Origin of the sequence: Novosphingobium sp. (assembly GCF_037133355.1) — a bacterium.
In the GTDB taxonomy this organism is placed as follows: domain Bacteria; phylum Pseudomonadota; class Alphaproteobacteria; order Sphingomonadales; family Sphingomonadaceae; genus Novosphingobium.
Map to the genome: position 1 here is coordinate 37519 of NZ_JBAXOI010000008.1, position 12305 is coordinate 49823.

Sequence of the window (12305 nt, forward strand, 5' to 3'; positions counted from 1 at the left end):
CATGGTTATCAGCGCGTCGGACGGAACCGGTGGGGACGAAGATGGCACGGGCGCCGGCCTGCCAATCAACCCCGGAAACTGGGGCGAGGTGGCCGGGCAGGGCATAGACGCGGCGCGCGGGCAGGCCGAGCGGCTTGAAGCCGAGGCGGGCGCCGCGATCGCCGGGGCGCATGAGGCGCTGGGCGGGCCCTTCGACGCCCCGCAGGCCGAGCGCCTCGCGCTGGGCGACGAGGAACGCCTGCCCTGGCTCGAAAGCGCGGACGACGTCGATTTTGACGAGCCGGCGTCCGACAACAGCCGGATGATCGGCCTCGGCGTCCTGGCGGTGCTGGTGCTTGCAGCCCTGGTGGGCGGTATCTTCGTTCTTTCGCATCGCAATTCCGCCCCGGCAGCTGCTGATGGCAGCGTGATCGCGGCCAGCTCCGAACCCTACAAGGTCGCGCCCAAGGATCCGGGCGGCAAGACGTTCGAGGGCACCGGGGACGCGAGCTTCAAGGTGAGCGAGGGCGAGAAGCCTGCCGCCAACCTTGCCGGCAGCGCCGCGCCCAAGCCGGCCGCCGCCGCGCCTTCGGCCGCAGCGCCTGCTCCGGCTGGCGGCGGCGTCGGCGTGCAGGTCGGCGCGTTTTCGACGAATGCAGGTGCCGAATCGGCTTGGTCCAAGCTCACCGCCGCGCATGCGCCGCTGGCCGGCCTGCCGCACCGGGTGATCGAGGGCAAGGCCGACATGGCGACCGTTTTCCGCCTTCAGGCCGTGTCGGGCGATCTGGCCGCAGCCAACGCGCTCTGCGCCAAGCTGCAGGCCGGTGGTCTCAAGTGCCAGGTGAAGCGCTGAGCTCGTCGAACCACACGCGGATGCGCGGCACGGCTTGAAGCGCCGTGCCGACGTGGTCGTAAGGTCCTTGCGGCATGAGGCGGACATTGCCGCCAAGCTGCGTGGAGACCGCGTGGAAGCGTTTTGAATCCGCGGGCGAGACGTCGGTGTCCCTGTCGCCGTAGTATAGCCTGAGCGGCGCCTTGGGCGCCCAGCGGAAGGCTTCGTTCGCGGCAAGACCCTGTGTAAACCAGTCGGGCTTACCCGTTTCGATCCCGGCCAGCGCCTCGGGCCGGAACAAGTCGCGCGGATCGGCGGGCAGGGCGGCGCTGATCGCGTCGACGCTGTGATTCCCGTCGAACAGGGCGGGCAGAACCTTTGCGTAGCGCTCGGCGATCACCGAGCCGAGCGGCTGGCGGTACTGCGCTGCATAGGACGCCGCGATATAGGCAAGGTAGAGCGAATGCTTATGCTTGAAGGCATAGGGCACGCTGATCCCGGCCAGGTCGAATGCCCCGGAGATCGCCGCGGCGGCCTTCACCGTGATGCCGGGGATTGGGGCTGCCTCAAGGTCGCGCTGGACGACGGCTGTGGCGTGGCCGCCTTGCGAAAAGCCGGTGATGTAGAGATCTGGCGAGAACGGCAGCTTCATCGCGCCTGCAACGCTCCGAGCGGCAATGACCAGATCACGCGCGGCGGCGGCTGTGGCCTGAGCGTGGATATAGGCTGGCGCGGCGCGCGACTGGCCGAGCCCGAAGTAATCGGGCGCGAGCAGGATATAGCCGCCGCCGGCAAAAAGCGCTGCTGGGAGCAGCCCCTCCTGGTCGCCCGGCGCGGAAGGTGAAGCGGTGCGGTCCGGGCTGGTGCCGTGGAGGTACATCGCCGTACCGCGCGGCGCCTCGCCGCCGAGTGTGCGATAGGGCACGGCCATGAGGCCCGAAGCCTCGACTGGTTGACCGCCAGCTTGCGACCAGTAGCGGATGCGCAAGAGCTCCACCCCGTCCGAAATGGGCGCGCGGACGGGCAGGGCGGCCATCAGCAGCCCGGTAAGCACCAGCCGGTTGTGCCCGCCGACCCGCTCGACCGCGATGACCGAGCCAGGCGTCTGGCCATTGAAGTGCAAGCCTTTGGGGTCTGGGTAACTGGGCGGGGAAAGCGTCCAGGTGAGCACGCCGGCGATGGCAGCCAGCACGAGCAGGGCTATCGAGAACTTGCGAAGCATGGCTTGTGGCTCCAGCGTGGGATGAAGGATTTTGAGCATCTTGGGGGGCTGGAGGCAAGCACCCCTCCGTCAGTCCTGCGGGCTGCGACCTCCCCATTTGCGCTTCGTGAAAATGGGGAGGACCAGAATGGAAGGCCCTTCTTTCCCTCTCCATTTTTGCGAAGCACAAATGGGGAGGTGCCCGAGCGCAGCGAGGGCGGAGGGGTTCTTCATCACGCCTTTTCCCCCATGATCCACAGGCCCCGGCCTTGCCAGCCCGGCGCAATTGGGCGAATTCTCTTCGATGCTTCCGGCGATCTTTGGCTTATCGGGCCTCACTCTCAGCGATGACGAGCGCGCCTTCTTCCGCGATGCCGATCCGGCGGGCTACATCCTGTTCGGCCGCAATGTGGAAAGCCGCGCGCAGCTCAGGGCGCTGACGGATGAGCTGCGCGCGCTCCATGGGCGGGATCGGACCTTCATCTGCATCGATCAGGAAGGCGGGCGGGTCGCGCGGATGAAGCCGCCGGTCTGGGCGGCCTATCCACCGGGTGCGGCGTTCGACCGGCTCTACGAGACCGCGCCGATCAGCGCGATCGAGGCGGCGCGCGCGCATGCCGAGGCGCTGGGGCTTGATCTGGCCGAAGCCGGGATCAGCGTAGATTGCTTGCCGCTGCTTGATGTGCGGCAGGAAGGCGCGCACGATGTGATCGGCGACCGGGCCTTGGGGCACGAGCCCTTGCGGGTGGCGGCGCTGGGCCGGGCCATGCTGGAAGGCCTCGCGCGCGCCGGCGTCGCGGGGGTGATCAAGCATATCCCGGGGCACGGCCGCGCCGGAGTGGATAGCCACAAGGAATTGCCGACTGTCACCGCGAGCGCGGAAGAGCTGGAACGGGACCTCGCTCCGTTCCGCAGCCTGAAGGACAGCCTGATCGGGATGACCTGCCATGTACGTTATACGGCTTGGGATACCGAGAACCCGGCGACGCTCTCGTCCAAGGTCGTCGGCGGGGTGATCCGCGGATCGATCGGCTTCGAGGGGCTGCTCCTGACCGACGATCTCGATATGCAGGCGCTCGGCGGCACGGTACCCGAACGCGCGGCGCGAGCGCAGGCGGCGGGGTGCGATATCGCGCTCAATTGCTGGGCGAAGATGGATGATATGGTCGGGATCGCAGAGGCGCTGGCTCCGATGAGCACCGCGACGGCGGCAAGGCTCGAACGCGCGCTGGGGGCAACCGGCGATTTCGCCGCGCCGATCGATCTGGCGCGGCAGGCTGAGCGCACCGCAACGCGCGACCGTTTGCTGGCCCTCACAGCGTGATGGAAGAAACCGCTCTCGCGCCGCTCGAGACGGCGGATGGCTGGGACGAGACCACGCTCGACCTGCCGCCGGAGGCGCGCGCGGGCGAGCCCGATACGCTGACCCTTGCGATCGACGGCTGGGAGGGACCGCTGCACCTGCTGCTCGATCTGGCGCGGCGGCAGAAGGTGGACTTGCGCAAGATCTCGATCCTTGCGCTGGTCGATCAGTACCTCGAATTCGTGGAGCGCGCCGGGGCGCAGCGGCTGGAACTGGCGGCGGATTACCTCGTCATGGCGGCGTGGCTGGCCTGGCTGAAGTCGTTGCTGCTCCTGCCGCGCGATCCCGAAGTGCAGCCGAGCCCCGAGGAGCTGGCGCTCAAGCTGCAGCTTCGCCTGCAAAGGCTGGGCGCGATGCGCGAGGCGGGGGCGCGGCTCATGGCGCGCGACCGGCTGGGGCGCGATGTGTTCCCGCGCGGCGCGCCAGAGGGGCTGAGGACCGACCGGCGCGTGCGCTGGAGAAGCGATCTCTTTGCACTCATGCAGGCCTATGGCGTGATCAAGCACCGCACCCAGCCGGTGGTACACATGGTCCGTGCCCGGCCGGTGATGACGCTTGAGGCGGCGATTGCCCGCGTGGAACGGCTGATCGGCGTGGCGATCGAGTGGACCGATCTCGCGAGCTTCCTGCCGTCGCAGGAGCCCGGTGCCGATCCGCGTCTTGCCCGCTCGGCGCTGGCCTCCAGCTTTGTCGCGGCGCTGGAACTGGCCAAGCAGGGCAAGGTGGAGATCGCGCAGGCAGAGACTTTCGCGCCGCTCATGCTGCGCCGAGGGCGGGGATGACCTCCGGCTTGAACGATCTCGAGCGCGCGGTCGAGGCGGCGCTGTTCGCGGCCGAGGCGCCGATGAGCGCCGATGAGCTTTCGCGCCATCTCGGTGGGGCGGAGGTTGCGGAGGCGCTTGAAGCGCTGGCGGCGCACTATGCCGGGCGCGGGATCGAGCTCGTGATGCGGGGGGGCAGCTGGCATTTCCAGACTGCGCCTGATCTCGCGCACCTCCTGCGCCGCGAGCGCGAGGATGTGCGGCGCCTGTCGCGCGCGGCGACCGAGGCGCTGGCGATCATCGCCTATCACGAACCCGTCAGCCGTGCGGAAATCGAGGCAATCCGCGGTGTGCAGACTGCCAAGGGCACGCTGGATGTGCTGATGGAAGCGGGCTGGGTGCGGGTAGCGGGGCGGCGCGAGGGGCCGGGGCGGCCCACTATCTACGCGACAACCCCGGCGTTTCTCGCGCATTTCGGCCTAGAAACGCGGCGCGATCTGCCGGGGATCGAGGAGCTGCGCGCCGCAGGGCTGCTCGATCCGGTCGAGGCGGTGTTTGCCGGGCAGATGGACGATGGGGCGGAAGAGCTTGACGAATCTTCGTGAGCTTGCTGGCAGTTTGCGCGCCGATGTCCTATCTGTAGGGACATCAAGGAGATTGACCGATGGGTAGCCTGTCCCTTCCGCACCTGATCATTGTCGCGCTGGTAGTCCTCGTCCTGTTCGGCCGCGGCCGCATTTCGGAGATGATGGGCGATTTCGGCAAAGGCATCAAAAGCTTCAAGCAGGGGATGAACGAGGGCACGGAGACCCCGCTCGTCCAGCCGCCTGCCCAGCTGCAGCAGCAGCCGGCGGCTCAGGCCAGCGCCGCACCTGCACCGGCCGAACAGACCGGCACCGGCGGCAACGCCTGATCCGATCCGCACACCAGGGCTGATCCATGTTCGGCATCGCGCCAGACGAGTTCCTGCTCGTCATTATTGTGGCGATCATCGTGATCGGCCCCAAGGACCTGCCGCTCGCGCTGCGCACGGCGGGACGCTGGATCGGGCAGATCCGGCGCGTTTCCGGCCACTTCCGTGCGGGCATCGAGACCATGATCCGCGAGGCGGAAATGGAGGAGATGGAGCGCAAGTGGAAGGAGCAGAACGCAGCGATCATGGCCGCCAATCCTGCCCCTGATCCCGCCGACGGGCAAACTGCCGAGGCCGCGACCGACCAGAACGATCCGCCGTCCGCGTTGCCCGCTCCTCCGTCGGAGCCGGTGGCGGTTGATCCGGAAGTCGCGGCCGTCGCGCCGACCGAGCCTCTGGCCGAACCTCTGGGCGAGATGCTGTCCATTGCCGAACGCCCGGCCCGCCCGCGAAGCTCCGGGGGCAGTGCGGCATGATGGTAAGGGATATCGACGAGACTCAGGCCCCTCTGCTCGATCATCTGCTCGAGCTGCGCACGCGGTTGCTGCGCTGCGTCTATGCCATCGCGATCGCATTCGTGGTGTGCTTCTATTTCGCCAATCAGATCCTGGCGATCTTGGTACAGCCGCTGGTCCACGCCTTTCCGGCCGGGCAGGGCAAGCTCATCTACACCAAGCTCTATTCGGCGTTCTTCGTCGATCTCAAGGTCTCTCTCTTTGCCGCGTTCCTGATCAGCTTCCCGGTGATCGCCAATCAGCTCTGGGCCTTCATTGCGCCGGGGCTCTATGCCAAGGAAAAGAAGGCTTTCCTGCCCTTCCTCATCGCGACACCGGTGCTGTTCACGATGGGCGCGAGCCTGGCCTACTTCTTCGTGATGCCGACCGCATTCAAGTGGTTCATCGCCTTTCAGGGTGACCGCGGCGGGCTGCAGCTCGAAGCGCTGCCGGGGATCGAGGAATACCTCAACCTCGTGATGCAGTTCATTTTTGCATTCGGGGTGAGCTTCCTGCTGCCGGTATTGCTCATGCTGCTCAACCGAGCCGGCATCATCACCCGCGCGCAGCTTGTGGCCGCGCGACGCTATGTGATCGTGGGAATTACCGCGCTTGCCGCCGTGATCACCCCGCCTGATGTGCTGAGCCAGCTGATGCTCGCCATTCCGCTGCTCATCCTGTTTGAAGGCACGCTGGTGGTGATGCGCTTTGCCGAGAAGAAGGACGCGGCCGAGAAGGCCAAGGCCGAGGCAGCGCAGGGCAGCGCCTGATCCTGCGCGCTCCCAAAACGTGAGCGCGTAGCTTTATCTTCGAAAGCACCTTATCCTAAAAAATCTTAAATCAGCTTGATTCGGGCGCGCCAAAACTGCGCGCCCGCCCATTCCGACTGCCGCGCTTGGTTATGAATCGGAGCCTGCTCGATGTCTGGAACCACCTACAAGAAATCTGGTAGCGAAGTTCTGGTCAATCAACTGACTGAGGGCAATCAGGAATTTGCTGATATCGCTGCATTGGAGAACGGCAATTTCGTCGTCACCTGGCAGGATTCCGGCAATAGCATTGGTTTTGGCGCCGAGATCAAGGCGCAGATTTTCGATGCTGCGGGCGGCAAGGTTGGCGGCGAGTTTCTGGTCAATTCGGCGCTGACCGGTGACCAGGAGAAGCCAGTGGTCACCGGCCTTACCGATGGTAATTTCGTGATCGTATGGAACGATACGTACCTCTACAATCAGATATTTAATTCTTCAGGGCAAAAAATTAGCGATCAGCAGTCTCTGTCTAAAGTCAGTAAAATAATCCCCCCTTCGGCATCTATTGCAAAACTGACAGGCGATGGATTTGTAGTAAATTACGGTATTTTGTCTCCGACAACTATTGAATTTCAGCACCTAGATGGTAGCGGTGCGAAATTTTCTCCAAATAGTATTATTGGCCCAACGTCCCAAGCTTCGTTAGATTTCAGGGCAGATTTGGCTGGTCTCAACAAAGGTGGCTACGTCGCCGTTTGGAACCATATAGATGTTAACGCGTCACAGAAGGCCATAGCGCAGGTTGAGGCACAGATTTGCGATCGCTTCGGGAATAGAGTTTCCGGTCCGTTTGTCGTGGGTGATTTTGGTGGCAGTGGAGACAATGTTCCGACGCCTCAGGTCGCCGGACTCTCCAATGGTCGCTTCGTTGTCATTTGGCGGGAACCTACGCCAGACGCTTACAATCCCAGTCTGAGCGCGCAGGTCTATTCGGCCTCCGGGGCCAAGGTGGGCAGCAAGCTGGTCATCGGCACCGCGGGGCTTGCCAGCCAGAGTGAGCCGCATGTGACCGCGCTGGACGATGGCGGCTTCGTGGTGAGCTACACAACCGGCGTTTCGGGCAACAAGAACATCGTGCTGGAAAAATTTGATTCCTCGGGAAATCACACCTCCGAAGAAGTGGTCAAAACGACCGTTACCGGCGACCAGTTCAGTCCGACGATATCCGCTCTCGAATATGGCGGTTTCGCCGTGACATGGACCGACAACAGCGGACAGGGCGGCGACAGTAGTGGCACTTCGATCAAGACGCAGATTTTCAAATCGACCAATGTACTGGAAACCCAGTGGCAGGAGGTTAGCAACACGGTGGCCGGGTTCAGCGGGTATGACCGGATCGTCACCTGGGATCTGGCCACGCGCCAGACGCAGACAGTCAGCCTGAAGATCAGCGATGGCGGCGAACTTGACCTGTCCCGCCAGCTCGAGGGAGGGCTGCGCTCGGCGTCCGTCATCGCATCGGATTTCGGCAACGTGATCACCACGGGCGCAGGCAAAGATACGCTGATTGGCGGCGCGGGGGCCGATCAATTGCACGGCGGCAGCGGTGCCGATCGGTTGTATGGCGGCGGCGGAGATGTGCTTTATGGCGGCGTGGGCGGCGACCAGTATTTTCCCAGTGCCACCGATACGATCATAGAGCGCAGCGGTGAAGGGATCGACACTGTCAATGCGTCGTCCAATTACGAACTCGGCGCCAATCTGGAAATTCTGCAACTGCTGGGCTCGGCAGCGATCAACGGCACAGGCAATGCTTATGCCAACCGGCTGATCGGCAACAACGCCGACAATGTGCTCGATGGCAAATCCGGCACGGACCAGATGTGGGGCAATGGCGGCAACGATGTCTACTACGTCGACAACCGCAACGACTCGGTGCGGGAAGCGGCAGGCAAAGGCTTCGACACGATCATCGCCAGTGTTTCCTACGCACTGGTCAGCCTTGCGGCTGACCAGGAAATCGAACGGATGCAGACGATCAGTCCTTCGAGCACTTTTGCGATCAATCTGACCGGCAACGAACTCGGCCAGACGCTGGTGGGCAATGCGGGGCGCAACACTCTGTCCGGCCTCGGCGGAAACGATGTGCTGGATGGCGGCCCGGGCAGCGACTTGCTCTATGGCGGAACCGGCGATGACCGGTTCATTGTCGACACCGATCTGGACCGGGTCCGCGAAGCAGTCGGCGAAGGGTTCGACACCGTCTATGCCACGGCATCGTTCAGACTGTACTCGACCGCCGAGATCGAAGTCCTGCAAGTCGCTGATCCGGCAGTGACGGCTGATATCAATCTGACCGGCAACAATTTTGCCCAGTCGATCTATGGCAGCAAAGGCAACAATATCCTCAGCGGCGGGGGCGGTAACGACTATCTTGACGGCTACGACGGCGATGACACGCTGTTGGGCGGCTCTGGCCGCGACACCATCTACATCAGGCCCACCGCCGGCCAGGCCGTGATCGATGGCGGTCCGGATCGCGATATCCTGCAGCTCGAACGCACCAACAGCGATCTGCCGTTCGACTTTACGATGGACGCGCCAACGACCCTCAAGACGCTCGTCGATGGCACGACGTTCATCAATACCGAGATCATCTATTTCGCTGGCGGCAAAGGCAACGATACCGTGACCGGCGGCATTTATGAGGATCAGATTGCAGGCGGAAAGGGTGCCGACATTCTGTCGGGCGGTGCGGGCGCGGACCTGCTCGGCGGTCAACAGGGCAGGGACACCCTCACCGGGGGCAGTGGTGACGACGCGTTCTATTTTGCTTTCGGAACAGTGCTGACCGCAGCCAATGCCGATACGATCACCGACTTTACGGTGGGTGACGACCAGATCCGGCTTGGCAAGTCGATCTTCACTGCAATCACCGGAACCGATGCGCTCAGCGCCGCTCAGTTCAGGGCCAACACGACCGGCCTTGCCGAGAGCAGCTCGGATCGGATCATTTACGACAAGACGACTGGCAAGCTGTTCTACGATGCCGACGGCAAAGGCGGCGCGGACGGCGTGCTGTTTGTGACCCTCACTGGCCTTCCCGAGCTGTCGGCCGCCGATTTCGCGCTGGTCTGAGCGAGCCGCAGGTCAGCGCTTCACCACCTCCGCACCCTGCGCGCCGCCTTCAGGCTTCTCCGCATCCCACACCTTGCCGCCGCCGACCCAGGTTTCGAACACCTTGGTCTGGTGGATCGCGGCGGGGGTGGCGGTCATCGGGTCGGTATCGACGAGAATGAAATCGGCACGCAGGCCCGGGGCGAGGCGGCCGAAGCGCTTTTCGGCGAAACCGGCGTAGGCGGCATTGCTGGTATAGCCCGCCAATGCGGTTTCGCGGCTCACGCGCTCTTGCGGCTGCCAGCCTTCGGGCGGCTGGCCGTTTTCGTCCACGCGGCTGATTGCGGCGGCAATGCCGGTCCAGGGATCGGGTAGCTCAACCGGGCTGTCAGACCCGAAAGCGAGCGTGGCGCCGTTGGCCTTGGCCGATGCCCAGGCATAGGCGCCCGCCAGCCGGCCCGGACCCAGCCGCGCTTCGGCCATGAGGCGGTCCGAGGTCTGGTGCACGGGCTGCATCGAGGCGATGAGGCCGATCGATTTCGCCACGCGCGCGGCCATCGGCCAGTCAGCCGGGTCGATCACTTGCGCATGCTCGATGCGCCAGCGGCGATCGCCCTTGTAGGTGGCCGAAAGGTCATCCATCGTGCCAAGCAGCACCGCGTTCGCCTCGTCGCCGATGGCGTGGACCGCGATCTGGTAATTGTCCATCGCGGCGCGGCTCATCAGATTTCCGAGCTGCGTCTGCGTGAGGCGGGGCAGGCCGCGCGTGTCGGGCTTGTCATGATAGGGCGCCTTGAGCCATGCCCCGCGCGACCCGAGCGCGCCGTCCATGTAGAGCTTCACGCCGTTCAGCCGCAGCCGGTCGGCGTAGAGCCATGGCGAAGGGCCGGGGCCCCCGATGGCCACCGCGCTTTCGATCCCCGAACCATAGGCCATGATCCGCACATAGAGCTGGTTGGCATCGCCTGCGCGGCGGAAGGTCTGCCAGTCCTCCATGGTGGAGCCCATGTCGGCAACCGCAGTAAGGCCGCGCCGGTAGAACTCGCGCTGGGCGAGCGCGAGGGCGGCGTCGTAGTCGCGCGCGGTGGGCGGGGGGACATGCGTGCCGACAAGATCGGAGGCATTGTCTACCAGCACACCGGAGGGGCTGCCATCGGCGTTGCGGATGATCTCGCCCCCTGAGGGCGCGGTGCTGGCGCTGGTTACTCCGGCGGCCTTGAGTGCTGCGGTATTCGCCCATCCAGCATGGCCGTCCACGCGCTCCAGCCAGACAGGGCGGCCAGGGACCACCGCATCAAGCTCCGCAGCGGTGGGGAAGCGGCCGAGCTTCCACCGCTCCTGATTCCAGCCCCGCCCGATCAGCCAGGGCCGGTCCGGATGGGCTTTCGCGTAGGCAGCGATCTTCTCCAGCGCTTCGGCAAGGCTGTTCGTTTCCGAAAGATCGAGCGTCAGCGCGGCGAAGCCGGTGCTCATCACGTGAACATGTGCGTCGATCAGGCCGGGGAGCAGGAGGCGGCCCTTGCCGTCGATGCGATACTGGAAGCCCTTTTTCGGAGTCTTCTCGCCTTCGTGGATCAGCGCCTTGATCACGCCCGCATCGTCGAAAAGCATGGCCTTGAAGCGCTCGACATGGCCGTCGGCGGCAATGGTCTGGCCCTGGATGTTGTCGACAAGGGTGTCGGCATAGGCAGGGTTGGTGAGTGTGATGGCGAGCGCTGCTAGGCCCACCCCCAGCCCCTCCCGCAAGCGGGAGGGGAGAGAGAAGGATGGCCCCACCCGCAAGCGGGAGGGGAGAAAGAAGGAGGGCCCATTCCGCAAGCGGGAGGGGAGAGAGCAGGATGGCAACGTCCGCTTATCCTGAGGTTGCGGAAGGGGGGAGGCTTTGGGGGTAGGCATCCGAGACATCATGCGCCTCCCTTACGCGGCAGGCGGCGGATGAGGGCGCTCGTGTCCTGCCGGCCGCCGCCAAGGGCCTGGACGTCGGCATAGAACTGATCGATCAACGCGGTGACCGGAACGCTGGCGCCAAGGCCGCGCGCTTCCTCGATGGCGAGGCCAAGGTCCTTTCGCATCCAGTCGATTGCAAAGCCGAAGTCGTACTCGTCCCTGGCCATGGTGTGCCAGCGGTTGTCCATCTGCCACGATTGCGCGGCGCCGCCAGAAATCGCCTCGAACACCTTGTCGAGATCAAGCCGCGCAGCCTGGGCGAAGCGCATGGCTTCGGACAGCCCGGCAATCGCGCCTGCGATGCACATCTGGTTGGCCATCTTGGCGGTCTGCCCCGCGCCCGGCTTGCCGACGTGGACGACGCGCTTGGCGTAGGCGGCAAGAACTTCGCGCGCGGCATCGACCGCCTTGGCGCTGCCGCCGCACATGATCGAAAGCGTGCCGGCCTCGGCGCCCGATTGCCCGCCGGTGACGGGTGCATCGACGCAGAGCAACTCCTTGTCGCGGCCCTCAACGGCGATCTGGCGCGCAATCCGCGCCGAAACGGTGGTATGATCGATGAACAGCGCGCCGCGTCGCAGCGTTGAGAACGCGCCGGTGGGGCTCAACACGACATCGGCCAGATCGTCGTCGTTGCCGACACAGGTGATAACCACATCGGCCCCCTCGGCGGCCTCGGCAGGGCTCGCGGCGGCGCGCACGGCGAGGCCCGGATGCGCGGTCTGCCAGGCTTCCGCCCGCGCGGGCGTGCGGTTGTAGATGGTCAGGCGATGGCCGGCCTCACCCAGGTGGCGAGCCATTGCCCCGCCCATCACGCCGAGGCCGAGGAAGGAGACGTTGAGGGGAGCCGGGAGGGCCGCAGACGGCGGGGAGGAAGTTGCGTCGGTCATGGCCGCAGGTTCTAGCCGCTTTGCTTGCGCGCGCCAGCCCCTCCATCATGCCGAATGCG

At 64.9% G+C, this 12305-nt stretch carries 11 protein-coding genes; 8 read left to right on the plus strand and 3 right to left on the minus strand.

From position 1 onward, the window contains the following. Window position 1: 1 nt before the first annotated feature. Window positions 2-832 carry an SPOR domain-containing protein gene (locus tag WCL10_RS09785; RefSeq protein ID WP_336895450.1) on the plus strand — a complete coding sequence of 277 codons (831 nt, stop codon included), beginning with the start codon at window positions 2-4 and terminating at the stop codon, window positions 830-832. Here the strand turns inward: WCL10_RS09785 and WCL10_RS09790 are convergent. Beyond that, on the minus strand, window positions 810-2072 hold the full coding sequence (locus WCL10_RS09790; RefSeq protein ID WP_336895451.1) for a hypothetical protein: 1263 nt from the start codon (window positions 2070-2072) through the stop codon (window positions 810-812). The genes WCL10_RS09785 and WCL10_RS09790 overlap by 23 nt on opposite strands. A 244-nt stretch (window positions 2073-2316) precedes the next feature. On the opposite strand from WCL10_RS09790, the gene nagZ reads away from it, so the two are divergent. From nagZ to WCL10_RS09825, 7 genes are all read left to right on the plus strand, one after another. Then, complete coding sequence (nagZ, locus tag WCL10_RS09795; protein ID WP_336895452.1) at window positions 2317-3336, plus strand: beta-N-acetylhexosaminidase; 1020 nt, start codon at window positions 2317-2319, stop codon at window positions 3334-3336. Further along, the gene (locus WCL10_RS09800; RefSeq protein WP_336895453.1) at window positions 3336-4157 is read left to right on the plus strand and encodes a ScpA family protein; all 822 of its coding nucleotides are present in this window, start codon (window positions 3336-3338) and stop codon (window positions 4155-4157) included. Before nagZ ends, WCL10_RS09800 begins: the two co-directional genes overlap by 1 nt. Beyond that, window positions 4154-4741, plus strand: a complete 588-nt coding sequence (gene scpB / locus WCL10_RS09805; RefSeq protein WP_336895454.1) for an SMC-Scp complex subunit ScpB — start codon at window positions 4154-4156, stop codon at window positions 4739-4741. Before WCL10_RS09800 ends, scpB begins: the two co-directional genes overlap by 4 nt. A gap of 59 nt (window positions 4742-4800) precedes the next feature. Further along, entirely contained in the window at window positions 4801-5049 is a 249-nt protein-coding gene (locus WCL10_RS09810; RefSeq protein WP_336895455.1) for a twin-arginine translocase TatA/TatE family subunit, read from the plus strand. A gap of 26 nt (window positions 5050-5075) precedes the next feature. Then, entirely contained in the window at window positions 5076-5525 is a 450-nt protein-coding gene (tatB, locus tag WCL10_RS09815) for a Sec-independent protein translocase protein TatB (RefSeq protein WP_336895456.1), read from the plus strand. Beyond that, a complete protein-coding gene (gene tatC / locus WCL10_RS09820) occupies window positions 5525-6313 on the plus strand; it encodes a twin-arginine translocase subunit TatC (RefSeq protein ID WP_336895585.1) in 789 nt (262 codons plus the stop codon). The genes tatB and tatC overlap by 1 nt, the downstream gene beginning before the upstream one ends. Before the next feature lie 150 nt (window positions 6314-6463). Then, window positions 6464-9430 (plus strand): hypothetical protein, encoded by a 2967-nt coding sequence (locus WCL10_RS09825; protein WP_336895457.1) that lies wholly within the window; start codon window positions 6464-6466, stop codon window positions 9428-9430. Between the two features lie 12 nt (window positions 9431-9442). Here the strand turns inward: WCL10_RS09825 and WCL10_RS09830 are convergent, their stop codons facing one another. After that, window positions 9443-11137, minus strand: coding sequence for an amidohydrolase family protein (locus WCL10_RS09830; protein ID WP_336895458.1), 1695 nt, complete (start codon window positions 11135-11137; stop codon window positions 9443-9445). A gap of 176 nt (window positions 11138-11313) precedes the next feature. Then, a complete protein-coding gene (locus WCL10_RS09835; RefSeq protein ID WP_336895459.1) occupies window positions 11314-12246 on the minus strand; it encodes an NAD(P)-dependent oxidoreductase in 933 nt (310 codons plus the stop codon). Between the last annotated feature and the right edge of the window lie 59 nt (window positions 12247-12305).